Annotated in this window: 2 protein-coding genes (1 of these 2 running past the window's edge); both read right to left on the reverse strand. The window is 76.7% G+C overall.

All coding sequences use genetic code 11. The annotated features are described in order from the left end of the window. Positions 1-10,258 carry the 5' end (the start) of an SDR family NAD(P)-dependent oxidoreductase gene (locus ACH4N1_RS01205; RefSeq protein WP_398093619.1) on the reverse strand. It extends 11,873 nt beyond the left edge of the window, so 10,258 of the gene's 22,131 nt are visible here — the first part of the coding sequence; it begins with the start codon at positions 10,256-10,258; its stop codon lies beyond the left edge, outside the window. Beyond that, the gene (locus ACH4N1_RS01210) at positions 10,255-23,286 is read right to left on the reverse strand and encodes an amino acid adenylation domain-containing protein (protein ID WP_398093620.1); all 13,032 of its coding nucleotides are present in this window, start codon (positions 23,284-23,286) and stop codon (positions 10,255-10,257) included. Before ACH4N1_RS01210 ends, ACH4N1_RS01205 begins: the two co-directional genes overlap by 4 nt. Positions 23,287-23,292: the final 6 nt, after the last annotated feature.

Here is a 23,292-nt window from a genome sequence, read left to right on the forward strand (position 1 = left end):
GGCCGGCGGCGAGCACCCGGTCGAGGGCGGCGAGCCCCTCGGCGGGTTCGATCGAGCCGACGCCGAAGGCGGCCAGCCGTTCGCCGTAGCGCTCGTCGGCGACCACGCCGACGCTGCCCCAGAAGCCCCAGTTGAGCACCCGCACGGGGTACGGCACCCGGGAGTCCAGCCACTGCGCGTAGGCGTCCTGGAAGGTGCTGGCCGCGGCGTAGGCGGCCTGGCCCGCCGAGTCGGTGAAGGAGATCGCGGAGGAGAACACCGCCAGCAGGTCGAGCGGGTCCTCGCGCAACGCGTCGGCGAAGGCGGCGGTGCCGGCCACCTTGGGCGCGAGCACCTCGCCGAAGGTCCGCGGGTCGGCGTGCAGCAGCGTCCGGTCCCGCAGGTCGAGGGCGGCGTGCACGGCGCCGTTCAGGGTGCCGAAGCGGGTCCGGGCGGCGGCCACCGCCCGGTCGAGCTGCGCCGGGTCGGCGGCGTCGGCCCGCAGGTAGACGGCTTCGCCGCCGAGTCCGGCGATCTCCGCGAGCGCCGCGTCGATCGCCGGGTCCTGGGCGCGGCGGCCGATCAGTGCCAGCCGGGCCCGGTGGGTGCGGGCGAGGTGGCGGCCGAGGGCGCGGCCGAGGCCGCCCGCTCCGCCGAGGATCACGTACGCGCCGCCCTCGCGCCAGGGCGGTTCGCCGCCGGCCGGCCGGGTGGCCAGCAGGGTGCGCCGCAGGCGCCGCCCGTCGCGCAGCGCGATCAGCCGGTCGGCGGCGGGTTCGCGGACGAGGAGCGCGGCCAGTTGCTCGGGGGCGGCCGGGGCGGTCCCGGCGTCCACGCAGCCGACCGTCCAGCGCGGGTACTCGGCGGCGGTGGTGGCGCACAGGCCGAGCAGTCCGGCCGCGTGCGGCCGCGGCGGCTCGCCGCCGGTCACCGCCACCGCGCCGAACAGGACGGCGCGGACGGCGAGTCCGGTGTGCGCCGCGCCGAGGGCCAGCAGCCGCTGGACCAGCCGGAGCATCGCCGGCACGCTCCGGTCCTGCTCGGGCCGGTGGGCGGGCGCCGGGTCGGTGAGGAAGTAGACGAGGTCGGGGACCTCGGTCACCGCGTCGATGTCGTGGTGGCCCACGGTGCGGACGTGGCAGTTCCGGTGGACGTCCGTCAGCGCGCCGGCGAGCGCGCCGGCGGCCTCGGGGTGGCAGATCAGCACCGTGCCGCCGTCCGCGGCCTCCGCCGGGGCGGGCCCGGCGTCCTCCCAGACCGGCCGGAAGATCCCCGGGCCCTCGGGCACCGCGGCGGCGGCGGCCGCCGGGCGGGGCGCCGCGCGCAGCGAGACGCCGTCGAACCGGACGCACAGCACGCCGGATCCGTCGGTCAGCGACACGGTGAACCGGTCCTCGCCGGTGCGCCGGGCGTGCGAGTACCGGGCCAGTTCGGGCGAGCGCAGCACCGTCACCCGGTCCACGGCGAACGGCAGGAGCGCCTGTGGGCCGTCCGCGTCGAGCAGCGGGGCGAGCACCTGCAGCCCGGCGTCCAGCACGGCCGCCGACGCCTGCCACCCGGCGGGCCCGTCGGCGGGGCGCAGCGTGCCCAGCGTCTCGCCGTCGCCGACCCGCACCTGTTCGAGGCGGCGGAACGACGGCCCGTACGCGAGGCCCGCGGCCCGGAACGCCCCGTACAGCTCGTCGGCGCTCCGGGCGCCCGGGCAGCGGTCGGCGGTCAGCCGGAGGTCGAGCGGCGGCTCGGCGGCGAACGCGGCCGCCTCCTCCGCGGTCAGCGCCGCGAACCCGCCGCGCACGTAGGGGCCGTCCGCGTCCTCCGCCTCCAGCCGGAACGACCGGCCCGCCGCCGACTCCTCCCCCGCCAGCCGCAGCCGGCGCGGCTCCGACAGCTCGCACGGCCGCAGCCAGCGCACCGCGGACAGCCGGTACGGCAGCCCGGCGAGGCCGGCGGCCAGCGCGAGCGCGGCCGTGCCGGGCAGCGTCGGACGGCCCGCCACCCGGTGGTCGGTGGCGACCGGGTCCTCGGGGCGCACCACCGCGACGCCGTCGGCCCCGTCGTCGGGGCCCGCGGGCCGGTCCGGCTCCGGTGCCGCCTGCCGTGTCGGAGCCGGGAGCCGGTGGTCGTCCGCCACGCCGGGCGACACCCCGTGGCCGGTGGCGGCCGGACCGGTGGCGGCCGGACCGGTGGCGGCCGGGCCGGTGGCGGCCGGGCCGGTGGCGGCCGGGCCGGTGGCGGCCGGGCCGGTGGCCCAGTAGTGCTCCCGCGCGAAGCGGTACGTCGGCACCGCCACCCGTCGGCCGCCGGCCGTGAGCGCCGCCCAGTCGGGAGTGCCCCCTCGGACGTACACGGCGGCCGCCCGCACCAGCGGGTCGTCCGAGCCGGCGGCCTCGTCCAGGCCCGCGGAGTCCGCGAGGTGGCACCCGGGGCCCTCCTGGCCGCCCGCCAACTTCCTCAGCTGTTCCAGGAGTTCTCCATGGCTTCCGGTGAGCAGCGCGGCGCGGACCGGCAGGTGGGCGCGGCCCAGTGCGCGGGTGTAAGAGATGTCGGCGGGTTCCAGGGCGGGGTCGTGCTCCAGTGCCTCCGCGAGGTCCGCGGCGACCCGGGTGAGCGCCTCGGGTGTCCGGGCCGACAGCGGGACCAGGCGGCGGGCCGCCTGCGGCCGGCGCTCCGGCGCGGGAGGGGCGGGCGGTTCGGCGAGCACCACATGGCAGTTGGTGCCGCTGAAGCCGAAGCTGCTGACCGTGCCGACCCGGACGCCGTTCGCGCCCGGCTCCCACGGCGTCAGTTCGCGGACCACCCGCAGGCGGCCGCCCGACAGGTCGAGCTTGGGGTTGGCCTCGGCGAAGCCGGGCAGCGGGGGCAGGGCGCGGTGCCGCAGTGCCAGCACGACCTTGAGCAGTCCGGCGATGCCGGCGGCCGTGGTGGTGTGGCCGATGTTGGCCTTCACCGAGCCGAGGGCGGTGAAGCCCGGCCCGTCGGCGGCTCCCAGCACCTGGTTGAACGCCTTGACCTCGATCGGGTCGCCGAGGTTGGTGGCGGTGCCGTGCGCCTCCACGTACCCGATGTCGCCGGCTTCCACGCCTGCCCGGCGGTGCACCGCGCGCAGCAGTTCGGCCTGCGAGGTGGCGCTCGGCGCGGTGATGCCGTTGGTGCGGCCGTCGCCGTTGACCCCGCTCGCCCTGATCACCGCCTGGATCCGGTCGCCGTCGGCGAGCGCCGCCTTCAGGCTCTTCAGCACCACCGCGCCGACGCCCTCGCCGAGCACGATGCCGTCCGCGTCGGCGTCGAACGGGACGGACCGGCCGGTCGGCGAGAGCATCCCGACCCGGCTGCTCCACACCTGCATCTGCGGCGTCGTCATGATCGCCACGCCGCCCGCGACCGCCAGTTCGCAGTCGCCGCCGCGGATCGCCTCGCAGGCCAGGTGAACGGCCGTGAGCGAGGAGGAGCACGCGGTGTCGACCGTCATCGTCGGGCCGCTCAGGTCGAGCAGGTACGCGACCCGGGCCGCCAGGATCGCCATGTTGTTGCCGAGGAACGCCTGCCCGGTGTCCGCCTGGCCGGCCGCCCGCAGCAGGTGGTAGTAGTCACCGCCGCTGGCCCCCACGTACACCCCGCACCGGAGCCGTTCCCCCGGGACCGCGTAGCCGGCGTCCTCCAGCGCCGTCCACGCCTGCTGCAGGAACTGGCGCTGCTGCGGGTCCATCGCCTCCGCCTCCATCGGAGACAGCTGGAAGAACCGCGGGTCGAAGCCGCCGAGGTCCGGCAGCAGTGCCGCCCACCTGCTGTACGAGCGGTCCGGGACGCGGCGGTCCGGGTCGAACCAGCCGGCGCCCCAACGGGACTCCGGCACCTCGGAGATGCTGGTCCGGCCGGCGGCCAGGTTCGCCCAGAACGCGTCGAGGTCCTCGGCGTCCGGGAAGCGGCCGGCCACACCGATGATCGCGATGCCGTCGGTGTCGTCCGCCGGCGGCCGCGACGGCTCCGCGGCCCCGGCCCGGGGCGCGAGCGGGGCGAGCCGAACCGGCTGGGCGGGCTGGACGGGCTGGGCGGGCTGGGCGGGCTGGGCGGGCTGGGCGGGCTGCTGGGCGGGAGTGCCGCGCAGCGGCCGGAGGCTCGCCTGTCCGGGGGTGGCGGGGGCGAGCGGAGCGACGGGAACGGCGGCGGCCGGCGGCGTGAGCCGCACCGGCGGTGCGGCGGGCGGTCCGGGTGCGGGCGGTTCGGGTGCGGGCGGCGGCTCCGGCGCGGCGGCCACCGGCGCGGGAGCTGGCTCGGGAGCGGAAGCAGGCTCGGGAGCAGGAGCAGGAGCAGGAGCGGGAGCAGGCGCCTGGGTGAGCGCCGATCGGTGCAGGGCGCGGGCCTGCTCGGCGGTCTCCAGGACGTGCGCCGTCAGACGGGCCACCGTGGGGTGGTCGTAGACGGCGACCGAGTCGATGTCCAGGCCGAAGCGCTGGTTGAGGCTCCGGACGATCTCCACCGCGCCGATCGAGTCCACGCCCGACTCGCTGAAGCTGAGCCGGCGGTCGATCTCGTCCTCCGTGGCGTAGACGATTCCGCAGAGCGTGGCGACCACCAGCCGTTCCACCTCCGCCGGGTCGGGCAGCCCGGCCTCGGGGACGTCGACCGGCCGCGCCGCCACCGGCACCGAGACTGGCGCCTCGACGGGAGCGGCGGGCGGGGCGGGCGGGGCGGCCTGCGGGGTGACCGGTACCTCGACCGGCGCGGCGGCGGTGGCCGGCGCGCCGTAGTCGCGGACCTTCCGGAAGTGCTCCTGGACCAGGTCCAACGACCTTCCGCCGAGCACCCGTTCGTGCATCCGGACCTCGCGCTCCACGATCTCCGGCAGCTGTGCGAGCAGCCGGCCGGCGAGCTCCGCCTTGACCTCGGCGACCGCCTCGGCGGGCTTGGCGGCGATCGAGCGGGCCAGGTCGAGCGCGGTCGACAGCACGTCCGCCGCCGGGACGACGGTCACCGAGGCGCCGCGGCGGGCGAGTTCCTCGCCGCGGTAGCTGCGGCCGGTGAGGAACATCTCGGTGGCCAGCGTGCGGCCGAGGCGCTGCTCGAGCACCAGGGTGGCGCCCATGCCGGGCGTGAAGCCGTACTTGAGGAAGTTGGCCCCGTACGAGCCGTCGTCGGCGAGCACCACCAGGTCGGCGTAGAGGCCGAAGGCGAGGCCGCCGCCGGAGGCCTGGCCGCGCATCGCGGCCACCACGGGGCGGCGGCAGCGCAGCAGGCCCTCGTAGACGAACGGGGTGTCGGTGAACCGGGTGTGCTTCTCGGCCAGTTCCTCCAGCGCCTTCGGGGTCGCGCCGAGGTTGAAGACGGTCTCGGTGCCGGTGAGCACCACGGCGCGGACGTCCTCGCGGGTGTCGATCTCCGCGAAGGCCGCCTCCAGACCGTGTGTCAGTCCGGCGGTGAACATGTTGCGGTGGACGTGGTCACGCATGGTGACCAGCGCGATCCCGTGCTCCAGGAACCGCAGTTCGACCTCGTCGCCGTGGTACGGCTCGACCGCCCGGGGAGCAGCCGGCGCGGCGGCCGCCACCGGTGCGGCGGCCACCTCCGGTGCAGCGGCCACCTCCGCTGCGGTGACGACGGGTTCGCCGTTGCGGCGCTGCCAGCCGCCCAACCAGTGCCGTTCCTCGCGCAGCGGCGGGACCGGCAGCGACACCCGGCGCGGCGCCGGACCGGTCGGAGCGCAGTCAGCCCACGGCACGTCGGCCCCGGCGCTCCATGCCGCCGCCACCTCCTCCAGCCGTCCGGCACGGACCAGTTCGGCGAGTTCGGGGCGCGGCTCGGCGGTGCCGGCCCTCTCACGCCCCCAGTACTGGCCCGCTTCGGGGGCGGCACCGCTCAGGTAGCGGTCGAGGGCGGCGAGCAGCTGCGCGTGATCGGCGGCGAGGACGGCGAGGCGGCTGCTCAGCTGGTCGCGGCCGACCCGCAGGGTGTGGGCGAGGTCGGCGAGCGGGACGGCGGGCTGCGGCTCGGTGCCGAGCTGTGCGGCGAGCTGGTCGATCGACTGGTCGCCCTCGGCCGGCAGCGGTCCGCCGAGGCCGGGCCGGTGCTCGTCCAGGACCTTGCGGACCAGGGCCAGGCCGGTGCGGTCGACACCGAGGTCGACCAGCGGCTCGGCCGGGTCGACGGCGTCGACGGGGACGCCCAGCACCTGGGCGACGGCACCGGTGAGCACCCGGCGCAGTTCCGCGGCCCCGGCGGGCGACGGCTCCGCCGGCCCGTGCAGCACGGCCCGGATCCGCTCGGCGTACACCCGCAGGGCGTCCGCGTCGCGCGCCGACAGCACGATCAGCTCCCGTCCGCCGGGTGCGGGCCGATCGGCGGGGGCGCGGTACTCCTCCAGCACCAGGTGTGCGTTGGAGCCGCCCGCGCCGAAGGCGCTGACGCCGGCCCGGCGCGGCGAGCCGTCGGCGGGGGCGGGCCAGTCGGTGAGTTCGCGCTGCAGGCGGAAGGGGGTGGCGGCCAGGTCGATGGCCGGGTTGACCACCTCCGCGTGCAGCGAGGGGGCGAGTTGCCGGTGCTTCAGCTGGAGCAGGGTCTTGGTGACGCCGGCGATGCCGGCGGCGCTCTCCAGGTGGCCGATGTTGGACTTCACCGACCCGATCGCGCAGCCGCCCGACCCGGTGCCGGCCGCGGCGAAGGCCTTGCGCAGGCCGTCGATCTCGATCGGGTCGCCGAGCGCGGTGCCGGTGCCGTGCGCCTCCAGGTAGCCGATCCCGGACGGCGGCAGGCCGGCGGCGTCCAGGGCGGCGCGGATCAGCGCGGCCTGCGAGGTGGGGCTGGGGACGGTGAAGCCGCTGGTCCGTCCGGTGTGGTTGAGCCGGGTGGCCCGGATCACCCCGTGGATGTGGTCGCCGTCGGCCTCGGCCTTCGCGAGGGGCTTGAGCAGGACCGCGCCGACGCCCTCACCGGGCACGTAGCCGGTGCCGCCCGCGCCGAAGCTGCGGCAGCGGCCGTCGTCGGAGAGGAAGCGGCCCTGGGCGAGCTGCAGGTACTTCTGCGGGTGGGCCGCGACGTTCACGCCGCCGGCCAGCGCCATCTCGCACTCGCCGCGGCGCAGGCTCTCCACGGCGAGGTGAATGGCCGTCAGCGACGAGGAGCAGGCGGTGTCGACGGCCATGCTGGGGCCGGCCAGGTTCAGCGTGTACGAGACCCGGTTGGCCACGGCGGCGTGCATCGCGGTCGGCTGGACGCCGTCCTCGGCGCCCTGCACCAGCTGGTAGTGGTTCCACATCACGCCGGCGAACACGCCGACGGGGGCGGCGGTGGTCCGCGACGCCGGGTGACCGGCCTCCTGGAGGGTCTGCCAGCAGGTGGTGAGGAACAGGCGTTCCTGCGGGTCCATCCGCTCGGCGTCGCGGCGGGAGATGCCGAAGAACGCCGGGTCGAAGCGGTCCATGCCGTCCAGGAACCCGCCCCAGCGGCCGTAGGTGCGGCCGGGCCGGCCGTGCTCCGGGTCGTGGATCGCCGCATGGTCCCAGCGCTCCCGCGGCACCTCGGTGATGCAGTCGCGGCCTTCGGCGAGCAGCCGCCAGAACGCGTCGACGTCGGCGGCCTGCGGGTACTGTCCGGCCAGACCGATCACCGCGATGGCGTCCGGGCCGTACCCGCCCGGCGTGACGGCGTCCGGGCCGGGCCCGTCCGGCGCGGTGACGTCCGGCGCGGTGACGTCCGGCGCGGCGAGGTCGCCGTCGGCGAGCGGGAGGCGGTCGTCGGACCGGGCGGGGTCGGCGTGGGTGACGACCAGCCGGCTGTCGTCGGCGGCCAGCGCCCGCTCGAACAGCTCGAGGCCGGTGCCGGTCGGCAGCGGGCTGGCGCCGTGGGTGCGGGCGGCCCGCTCGGTGACCTCGGCGTCGACCCGCATGCCGCCCTCGGCCCACAGCGGCCAGTCGACGGAGAGGCTCCGGCCGGGCCGGGCGGCCAGGTAGTGGTCGACGTAGGCGTTGGCGTAGGCGTAGTCGCTCTGGCCCGGGTTGCCGATGACGGCGGACAGCGAGGAGTAGGCGGCCAGGAAGTCCAGTCCGTCGGCGCGGGTCGCCTCGTCGAGGTGGCGGATGCCGGAGATCTTCGGGGCCAGCACCTCGCGGATCTGCTCGGGCCGCTTCGCCAGGAAGACACTGTCCCGGACCACCCCCGCGCAGTGCACGACGCCGTCGATCCGGCCGTACGACGCACGTGCGGCGGCGACCAGTTCGCGTACCTGGGCGGGATCGGTGACATCGGCGGTCCGGTACTGCGCGTCCGCGCCGTACCGCTGCCACTCCCGCATCCGCCCGAGCAGCGCCTCACCGGGCGCGGAGCGGCCGGACAGCAGGATGCGGGCGCGGCGGGTGCGGGCGAGGTGCTCGGCCAGCATCGGACCGAGGCCGCCGCCCCCGCCGGTGATCAGGTAGACGCCACGCTCGCGCAGGCCCGCTCCCCCGGCCGGCGCGGGGCTCTCCACCACCTGGAAGCGCCGGGCCCAGCGCTCCCCGCCCGCGTGCCGGACCTCGCTCTCCGCGGCCGGGTCGGCGGCCTCGGCGAGCAGCAGCCCGGCGAGTTCGGCGGGACCGGCGGCGGCCACCTCGACGGCGCGGACGGCCAGCGCGGGCAGCTCGGCCGTCACGGTGCGGCCGAGCGCGGCGAGCGCCGCGTACTCCGGCTGCCGCCGGTGCGCGAACAGCACCGCGCGCACCCGGGCGGGCCGCCGTTCGCTCGCCGCCGCGCAGGCCGCCCACGCGGCGACCGCGACCTCGGCCGGATCGGCGGACGACCCGCCGAGTCCGGTGGCGTCCAGCAGCGTCCAGGACCGGCCGCGACGCTCCGGCAGCGCGCTGAGCCGCGCGCCGAGCAGCGCCCGGTCGCCGGGGTCGACCGCGGCCACCAGCGCGCCCGTCGCGGCGGCCCGTTCGGTCAGCACGGCGAGCAGGGCCGGGTCGGCGCCGAGCACGGCGAGGTCGGTGGGCACGGTCGGCGCGGAGTGCGCGACCCGCTGCCAGACCGGGCGCAGCAGTCGCGCCCGGTGCGGGCGGGCGGACTCCGCGGGCTCCGCGGGCTCCGCGGGCTCTGCGGACGCGGACGGCTGCGGGGCCGGTGCGGCGGACGCGGACGGCTGCGGGGCCGGTGCGGCGGGCGCGCCGTAGGTCTCCTCCAGGTGGCGGGCCAACCCGTCCACCGTGGTGTGTTCGAACAACAGCGTCGGGTAGAGCGCCGAGCCGACGACCTCCTCGAGTTCGTTGCTGATCCGCAGCATGTCGACGGAGGTGAGGCCCATGTCGTAGAAGCCGAGCCCGTCGTCGACGGTGTCGGCGCTCCGGTCGAGCATCCGGGCGATCCGCCCGCGCAGCCAGTGCCGGTAGTCGGCGGCGGGCGCGGTGGGGGCGGTGGGGGCCTGGGGGCCGGCGACGGTGACGGGCTGCCGCGCGCCGGTGGTCTCCGCCAGCAGGTCGCGGATCGACTCGGGGCGGCGGATCCGCTTGCAGGTGAGGCGGTCGAACTCGGCGACGGTGCGGCCCTGCCGGTCGTGCAGCGAGAAGGTGCTGCGGAACAGCTCGCCGGACGGGGTGAGCTCCTCGGGCTGCGGCACGTGCACCAGGAACGCGCCGTGCAGCGGGCCGTGCGCGCGGAACCGGTCGATGAACATCGGGATGAACGGCTCGGCGGCGGTGATCTCGCGCTGCCCGTACGCGACGATGGTCGCGGCGTCCATCTTCGCCGGGTGCAGCAGGAACGCGCGGTCCTCTGCGGTCTCCGGCAGGACCAGCGAGAGTTCGGCCAGCAGGTGGCCGGCGCCGAGGTGCATCGGGCCGGCGCACTGCATGGCCGCGCCGTGCACGATCTCGCGGGACCGGGTGTGCGCGTACATGTCCGCCATCGACCGGGTGCGGACCGCGCCCGCCACCAGTGCGGCGGCGTCCAGGTCCGGGACGGCGGTCGGGCCGGCCGGGTGCAGTTCGGCGCGGATGTTCTCCCGCCACTCGCCGTACGGTTCGTCACCGCGCAGCCAGCGGCTGGTGCCGGTGACCGGGCGGACGCCGTCCACCGGCTCGCCGATCACCACCCGGATCTCGCGGTCGTCGCCCTCGGCGGTGGCGATCGCCTCGGCGAAGACGATGCCGCGCAGTTCGAGGGTGGTCGGGTCCAGACCCCGGGCCGCGAGGACCCGCAGCACGATGTCGAGGAAGGTGACTCCCGGCATCACCGACACCCCGTGGACCCGGTGGTTCTGCATGATGAAGTCGTCGTGCCGCAGGACGAGTCGACAGTCGATGGTGGCCTCGCTCATCGGTGGGTCCTCTCCGGGATGCCGAGGACGGCCCCTGCGGCGGGTTGCGGTTCGAAGTGCAGGTCGAGGATCGAGGCGGCGCGGACCGGCCCGGCGGGTGCGGGAGGTGCGGCGGGCACGGGAGGTGCGGCGGGTGCGGGCGACGGGTGCGCCGGGCGGTGCGCGGCCGGGGCCTCCAGCCAGAGCCGGCGGCGGTCGAAGAGCGGCCGGGGCAGGGGGCGGCGGGTCGGCGGGTGTGCGGCGACCGCGTTCTCGTCGGGCTCGCTGACGATCAGGTGGGCGTTGGTGCCGCCGAGCCCGAAGGCACTGACGGCGGCGACCCTGGGACGGCCGGGGTCGGGCCAGTCCCGCAGGGCGGTGTTCGGGTAGAACGGGGAGTCGGCGAAGTCGAAGCGCGGGTTGGGGTGCTCGCAGTGCAGGGTCGGCGGGAGTCGACGGTTCCGCAGCGCCAGCACCGCCTTGACCAGGCCGGCCGCGCCGGCCGCGCTGAGCAGGTGGCCGATGTTGGACTTGACGCTGCCGATCGCGCAGAAGCCGCGCGCGTCGGTGGTCTCCCGGTAGACGTCGGTGAGCGCCCGCAGCTCGATCGGGTCGCCGATCATCGTGCCGGTGCCGTGCGCCTCGACCATGCCGACCCGTTCCGCGGACATCCCGGCGGTGGCCAGTGCCCGGCGGATCGCCTTGGCCTGGGCGACCGGGTTCGGGGTGGTGAGGCCCATGGTGCGGCCGTCGTTGTTGACGGCCACCGCGTCGACCACCGCGAGCACCCGGTCACCGTCCTCGACCGCCCGGGCGAGCGGCTTGAGCAGCACCAGGCCGCAGCCCTCGCCGGGCACGAAGCCGTCGGCGTCCCGGTCGAAGGTGGCGCACCGGCCGGTCGGCGAGAGCGCCCGGACGGCGCTGAACTCCAGGTAGGGGCGCTCGTCCAGCAGGATGTCCACGCCTCCGGCGATCGCCAGTTCGGACTCGCCCTCCAGCAGGCTGCGGCAGGCGAGCTGGACGGCGGCGAGGGCGGAGGAGCAGGCGCTGTCGACGGTCAGGTTCGGGCCGTGCAGGTCGAAGTGGTGGGCGACCCGGGCGGCGACGAAGTTCTGGTCGCCGCCGAGCGCGGCCGGGCCGGAGCGCAGGCCGATCCGCCGGCCGTAGTCGCCGAGCCGGGCGCCGACGAACACCCCGACCTCGCGGCCCTGCAGCTCCTCCGTCCGGTACCCGGCGTCGGCGAAGCAGTTGACGGCGCCTTCGAGGACCAGCCGGACCGCCGGGTCGAGGCAGCGGCCCTCCTCCTCCGTCATCCCGAACCACTCCGGGTCGAAGTCCTCGATGCCGTCGACGAACCCGCCCCACCGGCTGATGCTGCTGCCGATCCGGTGCTCCGGCCGGTACAGCGCCCGGTGGTCCCAGCGGCTCGGCGGGACCTCGGTGACGCAGTCCCGGCCCGCCGCCAGGGCGGCCCAGAAGGCGTCCGGGTCGGGGGCGCCGGGGAACCGGCAGTCCAGGCCGATGATCGCGATCCGGCGGTCGACGGGCTCCCGCGACGCGGCCGGGGGCGGGCCGGGGGCCGGGACCGGCCGCGCGGTCGTCATCGGTGCTGCGGCGGGCCCGGGTCCGGGGGCTGACGGGGTGGCGACGGCCGCCCGGTCCAGTCCGGCCTTCCGCAGGTACCCGGTGAGCCGTTCGAGGGTCTGGTGCTCCAGCAGCACGGCCGGTTCCAGGCTGCTGCCGATCCGCTGCTCGATCAGTTCGACGAGCTCGCCGAGCATCACCGACTCCACGCCCAGGTCGGCGAACGGGGCGGTGGCGTCCAGGTCGGGCAGCGGGATCCCCAGCGCCTCGGAGAACAGGGCGAGCAGCCAGTCCGGCGGCGCGTCGGAACGTGCCGGAGCGGCCGTGGCCGCCGCTGCCCCGGAGAACGTCGCAGCCGCCGCGGCCGTCGGTACGCCGACGGGTGCTGCTGGTGCGTCGGCGGGTGCTGTCGGCGCGTCGGCGAGTGGTGCCGGCGCGTAGGCGGGTGCCGTCGGTGCGCCGACGGGTGCCGCCGGTGCGCGGTTCGCGTGCAGCAGGGTCTCCGGGTCGAAGCGCCCGGGCAGCGGGACGGCGGGCAGCAGCTGGGCGGGCAGCGTGCCGGTGAGGACGGCTTCGAGGACCCGCAGCCCCTCCTCGACGGTGATCGCGTCCAGCCCGGCGGGCGCGCAGCCGTCCGGCTGGTCGGCGCCCATGCCGGTGCCGAGCCAGGTCGGCCAGTGCACGGCGTGGAAGCGGGTGCGGCCGGTGCGGGTCCGGTCGGCGAGATACTCCAGGTGGGCGTTGGCGGCGGCGTAGTCGGTGACGCCCGCGCCGAGGCGGGGCAGCAGGGTGCTCGCGGAGGACATCAGGACGAAGAAATCGGGCTGGTCGGCGGCGCACAGCCGTTCCAGCCGATCGGCACCCGCCGTCTTCGGCTCGAACACCTCGGCGATGTCCGCGGCCGTCTTGTGGACGAAGGAGGGCCGCCCCCGGCTGGGCAGTCCGGCGCAGTGCACCACGCCGCCGATCGGGCCGAGCGAGCGGCGGACCCCGGTGAGGAACGCGCCGAGTCCGGTCTCGGTGGCGGGGGCCTCGCCGTGCAGCATCACCTGCGCGCCGGCCCGTTCCAGCGCCTGCACGTTGCGCACCGCGACCGCCTCACGGGCCGACAGCTCGGGCGCCGACCAGCGGTGGCGCGGTGGCAGCGGGTGGGCGCAGGTCAGGGCGAGGCGGCGGGCGCCGCGTTCGACGAGGCGGCGGGCGACCTCCGCGCCGATGCCCCGGGTGCCGCCGGTGATCAGGTAGACCTTGGCCGGGTCGGCCGGGAACTCGGCCGGGGCCGGCACCGGCACCGGTTCCAGCACGGGCGCGAGCCGCTCGCCGCCGCGGTGCCTGACCTCGGCGGTGGCCTCGCCGCCCGCCCATTCGGCGAGCAGCTGCCGGGCCAGTTCGGCGGGCCCGGCGTCGCTCTCGACGACGGTGGCGCGGACGGTGCGGTACTCCGCGCCCAGCAGCCGCACCACGCCCGCCAGGCGGCGGCCGTCCGCACCGCCGCGGTCGCGCACCGCGTGCACGATCCGCAGCGCGGTGCCGGGACGGCGGGCCAGCAGCCGCTGCAGGGCGGCGAGCCGGGCCGTCCACGGGCCGGGGTCGGCGGCGGGACGGTCGAGCTCGCTCAGGTCGAGCCAGCCGGTGAGGTCGGGGTGCCGGTCGGCGAGACCGTCCAGCAGTGCGATCGCGTCCTGCTCGCCGGTGAACCCGGCGTCGCCGCCGGCGGGTCCGCCCTCGCGGACCAGGATCACCCGGTCGCGCCCGAAGGCCTCGGCGACCTGCCGGGCCGCCTCCCGGGAGCGGTCGGTGTACAGGCAGACGATCCGTCCGGTCACCGGCTCGGGCCGGGGCCGCCCGGCGCTCCGCCACCTCTTGGTGAAGAGCAGCGGCTGCCGCCCGTCGGGCTCCTGCACGGGTGCGGCCTCCACGGTCCTCGCGGGCTCGGGCCAGTAGCGGCCGCGGGCGAACGGGTAGCTGGGGGCGGCGGCCCGGCGGGGCCGGTCGCCGGTGTGCAGCCGGGACCAGTCGACGCGGCCCCCGGCCGTCCAGTGCCGGGCGAGCAGGAGCAGGTCGCCGTACGAGCCGTCGGCGGGGAGCGGTCCGGCGGGGGCGTCGGCCCCCGGCGTACGGCCGCGGACCACGCCGCCGCCGTCGCCGCCGTCGCCGCCGCCGAGGAAGCGCAGCAGTTCCGCGCGCAGCTCGGCCGGGCCGGCGGCGACGACGGCGAGGCGTTCGCGCAGCGGTTCGCGGCCGGACTGCGCGGTGTGCGCGAGGTCGGCGAACGGCGGCAGTTCCGGACGGGCCAGGAACTCGGCCCAGCGGTGCGCGAGTTCGGTGAGCCGCTGCTCGTCACGGGCGGACAGCACGAACAGCTGCGGACCGGCCGGGCGGACCGGTTCGGCGGCCGGCTGCGGCAGGTACTCCTCGATCACCAGGTGGGCGTTGGCCCCGCCCGCGCCGAACGCGCTGATTCCGGCCCGGCGCGGCGCCGGGGTGCCGTCGGCGGCCCGGCGGACGGGCCACGGCGCGGCCTCGCGCTGGACGGCGAACGGGCTGCGCGCCCAGTCGATGTCGGGGTTGAGCTGCTCGGCGTGGAGCGAGGGCACGAGCCTGCGGTGCCGCAGTTGCAGCAGCACCTTGGTGAGTCCGGCCAGTCCGGCGGCGGCCTCCAGGTGGCCGATGTTGGACTTCACCGAACCGATCGCGCACGTCCCGGCCTCGACGCCGGCGAACGCCCGGGCCAGGCCGTTGATCTCCACGGGATCGCCGAGCGCGGTGCCGGTGCCGTGCGCCTCCAGGTAGCCGATGCTGCCCGGCTCGACGCCCGCGTCGCGCAGCGCCGCCGCCACCAGCTCGCCCTGGGCGACCGGGTTCGGCACCATGTAGCCGCTGGTGCGGCCGCCGTGGTTGACGGCGGTGCCGCGGATCACGCCGTGGATCCGGTCACCGTCGGCGATCGCCCGGGCCAGCGGCTTCAGCAGCACCACGCCGACGCCCTCGCCGGGCGTGAACCCGTCGCCGCCGGCGCCGAAGCTGCGGCAGCGGTGGTCGGTGGACGCCATCCGCAGCCGGTGCTGCTGGCGGAACTTGTGCGGGTGTGCGGACAGGTTGACGCCGCCGACCAGCGCGGCCTCGCACTCGCCCTGCCGCAGCGCGCGGACGGCCAGGTGGACGGCCGTCAGGGAGGCCGAGCACATGGTGTCGACGGTCATGCTGGGGCCGTTCAGGTCCAGGAAGTACGAGACCCGGTTGGCGATGCCCGCGAGCGCGGAGCCGGTGTCGGCGGCGGGGCCGAGGAGCGACTGCTCGACGCCGAGGAACGGGTACTCGTTGTACATCGCGCCCGCGAACACGCCGACCCGTCCGCCGTGCTGCTCGCGCAGCCGGGCCCGGGTGTAGCCGGCGTCCTCCAGCGTCTCCCAGGCGACTTCGAGGAAGAGGCGTTCCTGCGGGTCCATCAGGACCGCGTCGCGCGGCGAGATGGCGAAGAACAGCGGGTCGAACCTGTCGATGCCGTCCAGGAACGCGCCCCACATCAGGTCCACCGGCCAGCCCGGCCGGTGCCGTTCGGCGGGCAGCGGCCCGATCGCGTCGTAGCCCTGCTCCAGCAGCTGCCAGAACCGGTCCAGGTCCGCCGCCCGCGGGTAGCGGCCGGCCAGGCCCACGACGGCGATCGCCGTGTCCTCGGGCCGGTTCCCGGCAGGTGCGGGCCGGCCGCCGGGGGCCTCCGTCCTGACGGGCTGCCAGGGTCCGTCGGCGCGGGCGGCGAGTTCGGCGGCGACGCCGGCCAGGTCCTGGTGCTCGAAGAACAGGGTGCGGGAGACGGGCTCGGTGAAGTCCTCGGCGAGGCGGGCGTTCAGCTGCCCGACGACGTACGAGGTGAGGCCGTAGTGCTCCAGCGGCACCCGCGGGTCGAGCCGCTCGACGGGGATGCCGGACGCCTCGGCGTAGACGGCGAGCACGTACTGCCGGACGGCGTCGGGCACCTCGGCGACGGGCGCGGGCGCGGCCACGGGACGCGCGGGTGCGGGCGCGGGCGCGGTGCGCGGGGGCACGGTCAGGCGGTGCTCCTCCCCCGCGAACACCGTGCCCGGCAGCGGCACCCGACGGCGGCCGGGCGACCGCAGGGCGTGCCAGGCGACGGGGGCTCCGCGCAGCCACCCGGCGGCCGCGGCGTCGGCGTCCGCCGGGACGAGTTCGGCGACCGGACGGCCGGGCGCCACCACCGCGTCCGCCAGCGCCGGGGCGGTCCGTCCTGCGGCGAACTCCGCGAGCGCGGTGCGTACTTCGGCGAGATCGGAGGTCACCACGGCGAGGCGGTGCGGCATCGGGACGCGGCCGTCCTGCAGGGTGAACGCCAGGTCGGCGAGAGCCGGCGACGCGCCGTTCGCCAGATGCGCGGCGAGCCGGCCGGCGGCGAGCCGCAGGCCGTCGGCGGAGCCGGCGGACAGCACCACCGCCTGCCGACCGGGCGCGCGCCCGTCGGCGGTGGCGCCGGAGGCGGGCCCCTCGTCGGCGGCGGACGTCGCGGCCCGCAGCACCGCGTGGGCGTAGGCACCGGAAGCGCCGACCGCGTTGACCACGGCGCGGCGGGCGGTCGCGGCCGACGGCCAGTCGACGAGGTGCTCGGGGACCCGCAGCGGCAGGTCGTCCCAGTCGACGAGGTCGCTGCGCTGCCCGGCGGTGAGCGTCGGTGCGATCCGGCCGTGCTCGAACTGGAGCAGCACCTTCAGCAGTTGGGAGAGGCCCGAGGCGGACTCCAGGTGGCCGATGTTCGGCTTCACCGTCCCGGCCAGCACCGGGTTCCCGGCGAACACCTCGGCGAACGCCTCGAGTTCGGCGGCGTCGGCGACTCCCGCGCCGGACACGGCGAGTTCCACGTAGTCGACCTGGGCGGGCGTGATCCCGGCCCGGTCGAGGGCCGCGCCGACCGAGCCGGCCAGCGCCCGCGGGTCGGGGACGCCGAAGCGTCCACCACGGCCGGCGTGGCCGATCCAGGTGGCCTCCAGCACGCCGCGGACGGTGTCGCCGTCCCGGTCGGCGGCCGCTGCCGGGCGCAGCAGGACGGCGGCCACGCCCTCGCCGGGGCACCAGCCGGAGCTGTCGGCGGCGAAGGCCCGGACCGGTCCGTGCTCGGCGAGCAGTCCCGCCTCGGCGAGCAGGGCGAGGTGGTAGGGGTGGGCGACCAGGTTGACCGCGCCGACCACGGCGGCGTCGCACTCGCCGCGCCGCAGGGCTTCGGCGGCGAGGTGGAGGGCCGTCAGGGAGGAGGAGCAGGCGGTGTCGACGGCGACGCTCGGGCCGTCGAAGCCGAAGCAGTGCGAGATCCGGCCGGGCATGTCGCCGGCCAGGGCGGCGACCCGGGCGGCGGCGTCCGCGTCCCAGGTCTCCTTGCCGGTGTGCTGGTGGTCGTGCCACATGGCGGCCGTGAACACGCCGACCCGGGGCGCGACGGCGCGCAGCGATTCGGCGGTGTGGCCGGCGTCCTCGAGGCAGGTCCAGACGGTCTGCAGCAGCAGCCGTAGCTGCGGGTCGAGCGCGGCGGCCTCGACGGGGGCGATCCGGAAGTGCAGGCTGTCGAAGGTGTCGATGCCGGTGAGGAAGCCGCCGTGCAGTCCGGTGGGCAGCCGGCCGTCCTCGGCGAGGCCCCGCCCTGCGGGCAGCGGGCCGACGGCGCACCGGCCGGTGCTGAGCTGCCGCCAGTACTCCCCCAGGTCCTCGGCGCCGGGGAAGCGTCCGGCCATGCCGACCACCGCGACCTCGGCGGCCTTCGGTCCCTCGGCGGCCTTCGGTTCCCCGGCGGCCGCGGCCCGCGCGGGCTGCTCGGCGAACGGCGGCCGCGGGTCGGCGGTGCCGGTCCGGTCGACGCCGCCGCCCATGAAGGAGTGCAGGAAGACGTGGCCGTCGTCGAGGGCGAACTGGTCGCGGACGTCGTCGAAGGTCAGTGTGCCGACCGGGCAGAGTCCGATGCCGCAGGCCGCCTGGCCGGTCATCAGCAGCTGGCCGATGTACCCGGCCTCCAGCACCAGGAAGCGCTCGGCGACCTCCTGGTAGAGCGGGGCGATGCCGCGGGTCTGGCCGATCAGGAAGATCCCGAACGCGGACCCGTCGAACACCGGCCGGTTGTAGTAGAAGTGCACGGTGCGGTCGATCCGCGGCTCGGCGTTGACCAGTTCCAGCGTGTGCCCGCGCGGGTCGTAGTAGTAGATGCCGCCGGCCAGCCCGTCGACGGCGTCCGGCTTGACGTGCACGTACGCCTGCACCGCGTAGGTGTCCCCGGCCGACGGGTACAGGCGGCGGGTGCCGCCCTCCACGGGGGCCTCGCGCAGCAGGCCGAGCAGCCGGGTGAGCGCCTCGGCGGGCAACGGGGTGTCGCGGTAGTCGCGGCGGCTGCCGCGCCAGTCGTAGTGGGCGGGGTGGACCGTCGTCTCCGGCAGCGCGATGCGCCGGGCGCCGGGCGCGGGGCGGCGCAGGTTCCAGGCGGCGGCCTTGAACGCGTCCCGCTCCTGCGGCGAGAACATGTCCACGGTGCCGGGTCCCGCCTCCGGTCCCGCCTCCGGTCCCGGCGCGGCGGCCACGGCGGGCGCGGCGGTGAGCGTCGGCGCGGCGGGCGCGGCGGCCGGATCGGGCTGGGCCCGGAGGCCGAGGCGGTCGGCGAGGATCCGGGCGATGCCGGCGGCGGTCGGCTCGGAGATCAGCGCCGAGACCGGCACCCGCTGCCGGTACCGCTTCCGCAGCCCGGCCGAGATCTGGACCATGGTGAAGGAGGTGGCGCCCTGGTCCCAGAGGTCCAGCGATGGGTCGACGGTGTCGACGCCGAGGTGCCGGGCGAACATCGCCGCGACCTCCTCGGCCAGCCCGGCCGGGCTCGCGGCCGACGGACCGGGTGAGGGCGCGGGACCGGGTGAGGGCGCAGGACCGGGTGAGGCCGAGGAGCCAGGTGAGGGCGCAGGACCGGGTGAGGGCGCGGGTGCGGGTGAAGGCGCGGGCGCGGGCGCGGGCGAGAGTGCGGGCGCGGACGGAGCCTCGGTGCCCGCTTCGGTGACCGGGGCCGTCGGGGCCACGGGCCGAGCGGCCGGCGCGGCGTCCAGCGGCCAGGGCAGCGCCTCGCGGTCCAGCTTGCCGTTGGCGGTGGCCGGGAAGGACGGCAGCAGCGCCACGAAGTTCGGCACCATGTACCCGGGCAGGGCCTCGGCGGTGTGCGCGCGCAGCTCGGCGACGGTGACGGCGGGGGCGGCCGGGTCGGTGACGACGTAGGCGACGAGTCTGGCGTCGCCGCTCGGCGGTTCGTCGTCGCGCAGCACGGCGACGGCCTCCTGCACGGCGGGGTGCGCGCGCAGGCGGTGCTCGACCTCGCCGAGTTCGACCCGGTGGCCGCGGATCTTCACCTGGCGGTCGCCGCGGCCGGCGATCCGCAGGTTGCCGTCGGGGAGCCAGAGCGCCCGGTCGCCGGTGCGGTACATCCGTTCGCCGGGGGTGTCGACGAACGGGTCGGGCAGGAACAGCCGGGCCGTCAGTTCGGGCTGGTTGCAGAAGCCGACGGCCAGGCACTCGCCGCCGGTGTACAGGTCGCCCTCGACGCCGATCGGGCAGGGTTCGAGGTGTTCGTCGAGCACGTAGTGCCGGGTGTTGTCGATCGGCTTGCCGTAGGGGATGCTGCGCCAGCCGGGGTCGACGGTGGTGACCCGGTAGACGTTCGACCAGACGGTGGTCTCGGTGGGCCCGCCCAGGGCGATGGTCTCGGCGTTCGGGAACGCCTCGCGGATCGCCCCGGGCAGTGACAGCGGGATGAAGTCGCCGGCCAGCGCGACGATCCGCAGGTGCGCGGCGGCCGCGTCGCCGGTGCCGGGGGTGAGCAGCGGGGTGAGCTGGTGCAGGGTGGTGGGCGCCGAGTTCCAGAACGTGATCGGCTCGGTGAGCAGGATGTCGAGCAGCAGTTCCGGGTCGCGCTGCTGGGTCTCGTCGGCGAGGTAGACGCCCGCGCCGGCGCCGAGCAGGCCGAGCATGTCGAAGACGGAGAGGTCGAAGCTGAGCGAGGTGACGGCGAGTCCGAGGTCGGACGGGCGCAGCTCGAAGGTGCGGTGGCAGAAGTTCAGCAGGTTGCGCACCGAGCGGTGGGCGACCTCGACGCCCTTGGGGGTGCCGGTGGAGCCGGAGGTGAAGATGACGTACGCGGTGTCGTCGCGGGTGCTGCGGGTCTCCGGGTCGTCCTCGCGGGCGGCGGGGTCGTTGATCGCCGGGTCGGTGTCGGTCTCGACGCCGGTGACCCCGGCGGGCAGCGCCGCGGCGGGGGTGTCGGAGGTGGTCAGCACGGTGGTGGCGCGGGCGAGTTCGAGCATCGCGGCGACCCGGGCGCCGGGCAGCGCGGGGTCGATCGGCAGGTAGCCGGCGCCGGCCTTGAGGATGCCGTGGAGGGCGGCGACCATCTCGGGGCCGCGCCGGATCCGCACGCCGACCAGGTGCCGGGGGCCGATGCCGGCGGCCGTCAGACGGTGGGCGATCCGGTTGGCGCGGCGGTTGAGTTCGCCGTAGGTCATGGTGCCGCCGCGCCAGCGCAGGGCCACGGCCTCGGGGGCGCTCGCGGCCCGACGCTGGAACAGCAGGTGCACGGGGCCGTCGTCGGGCACCGGGACGGTGGTCTCGTTCCAGGCGTACAGCACGGTGTGCCGTTCCTCCGCCGTGAGCCCGCCGGCGGGGGTGCCGGCCCAGGTGGCGTCGTCGGCGAGCAGTCGCAGGCCGTTCTCGAAGACGGCGAACATCCGCTCGGCGAGGCCGGCCGGGAAGTCGGCCTGGACGATGTCCCAGCAGTAGCGCAGTTCGTCGCCCTCGGCGACGGCGACGCTGTCCAGGGCGCAGCCGGGGGTGCTGGTCAGCCATTCGCCCTGGCGGACGCCGGCCGGCAGCGGCCGGTCGGTGAGGTCGACGAGGGCGGTGTAGACCACGGGGTGGGCGGCGTCGCTGCCGCGGAGCACCTGGCGGCGCATCTCGCCGAGGCCGCCGGTGCCGCCCTCGGCGAGGTCGGCGTCGAGGACGCGGCGGTACTCGCGGGCGGCTGCGGTGAGGGGCGCTTCGGCGGGCGCGGCGGTGACCCAGGTCATGAAGGAGTGCTCGCCCGGGCGGGCGGCCTCGGCGGTCTTCGGCCAGAGCACCACGGGCAGCGCCCAGGGTTGTCCGGTGTGGCTGGAGACGGCCCGGGTGAGGGCGGCGAGCAGCAGGTCGTCGGGGTGCAGGCCGTACTCGGCGGCGCGGCGGGCCAGCCGGCGGTAGCCGTCGATCCGGCCGGCCAGGCGGGTGCGGCCGCGGCCGGCCCGGGCGGGGCCGCCGGGCGGGCCGAGTTCCGGTCCGGCGGGGAGGCCGGCGAGCCGCTCGCGCCAGTGGCGGGCCTGCTCGGCGACGGGGCTCGCGGGGGCCGGATCGGGGCCGGCCGGTACCGGCCGGGCGGCCGGGTCGGCGTACAGCCGCCACAGGTCGCGGTACAGGCGGTGGATGCTCAGGCCGTCGGCGACCAGCAGGTCGAAGGCGCAGTGCACGACGGAGGACCCGCTGTCGTCACGGGTCACCCGCAGGTCGAACAGGGGCCAACCGCCGAGGGGGAAGGGTCGGTTGGTCATCTCGTCGCGGATCAGGGCGCGCAGCGCCGGGTGCGCGGCCGGGTCACCGGCCTCGATCACCGGGATCCGCCATTGCCCGGGGCCCTGCTGACGGACCGTCATCCCGTCGGCGGCGAAGGTGGCGCGCAGCACCGCGTGGCCGTCGACCAGGCGGCGCAGCGCGTCGGCGAGCGCCTCCAGGTCGAGTGCGTCGACCTCGAAGCTCTGGTAGCACTGGCAGCCCTCGGCGGGCCCGTCGCCGGCGGCCGTGCGGGCGACCATGTACGCCTCCTGGAGGGCGCGGGGCGGCCGCGGGTCCCCGGCGGGTTCGGTGCAGGCGCCGGCGAGGGCGTTGCCGAAGGCGGCGAAGGCGGTCTCGGCGGCGCCGGGGGCGAACCGGGTGGGGTCGATGTCCCAGCGGTAGCGCAGGGCGCCGTCCTGCTCCCACATCTGGTGGTCGAGGGCGACATCGGTGGTCTGGCTGACCCCGTACTCGACGGCCGCGCCGAAGCCGCCGGCGACGCCGGGCGGCGGGCCGACGTCGAGCAGACCGGTGAAGACGACGGCGGGCGCGGGCCGGCCGGTGCGCTGTTCGCGCAGCGCCTCGATGCCGGAGACCAGGCCGTGCCGCAGGTGTTCGCCGAGGCGGGCGTGGACCGCGGCCGCCTGCTCGTCGAGGCTCTCGTCGGCCTCGCGTTCCAGGACCAGGACGGCGGTCGAGGTGAACGGGCCGACCAGGTAGGGGGTTTGGGCGGCCAGGTAGGGGCGGCTGCTGGTGGTGACCACCAGGGCGGTCCGCCGCTGCGGAGCCCGGCGGTCCAGTGCCTCGGCGAACAGGGCGAGCACCAGGGCGGTCGGTGAGACGCCGAGCCGGGCGGCCCGCGCGGTCAGCGCCCGCCACTGGTCGGCGGGCAGTTCGGCGTCCAGCGGGCGGCGTTCGCGGCAGCCGTCGGCGGGGGCGGCCGCGGGGGCCGGGGCGACCAGCCCGGGCCCGGCCGGCAGCTCGGCCAACTCGTCTTTCCAGTAGGCGAGATCGGCGCGGTGGGCGTCCGAGCCGCGTTCGGCGAGCAGGGCGGGCACCAGTTCGGCGACGGACGGTCCGGCGGGGGGCAGCGGCTGCTCGGGGTGGTGGTAGCGCTGGTGCCACTGCTGGAGCAGCACCGCGTAGCCGTGGCCGTCGGTGATCAGGGTGTCCAGGCTGAGATGCACGATGTCGGGGCCGGTTCCGGTGCGGGTGACCTCGATGGCGAACAGCGGCCACGCGCCGGGCCGGTAGCAGCGGTGCGAGAGGCGGGCGCGGACGGTGTCGCGGTCCTCGGCGCCGCCGGGTCCGTGCACGGGCAGCTGCCAGTCGTCGGCCCGCGGGCGGATGTGCTGCGTGCCGTCGTCGTCGACGACGGCACGCAGCATGCCGTGCTGGTCGATCAGGTCCTGCCAGGCCCGGCGCAGCCGGCCGGGGTCGAGGTCGGGGACGGCGAACTCGCGGTACAGGTGGCAGCCGACCGCCTCACCGCCCAGGTCGCTGCCCTTGGCGACCAGGTAGGCCTGCTGGAGGTCGGTGACCGGGAACGGCTCCCGCTCGTCGGCGCCGGCCGGGCCGGCCGGCCGCGGGGCGGTCCCGGCGGTCCCGGCGGTCCCGGCGGTCCCGGTCGCCACCATCGCGGTCAGCTCGTCGAGGGTGGCGGCGGCGAGCCGGGCCGGCGGCAGGTCGATGCCGAACTCGCGCCGCACGCCGGCCCACAGCCGGGTCAGCGCCAGCGAGGTGAGGCCCCAGTCGGTCAGTCCGCCCGGCGGCAGCGGTTCCGCTCCGTCCGGGCGCACCTCGGCCAGCAGCCGGTGCAGGATCCGGACAGCCGTCAGCCCGGTCTCGTTGCTCGTTTCCACGTGAGT

Origin of the sequence: Streptomyces sp. NPDC017202 (assembly GCF_044331705.1) — a bacterium.
Classification (GTDB): Bacteria; Actinomycetota; Actinomycetes; order Streptomycetales; family Streptomycetaceae; genus Streptomyces.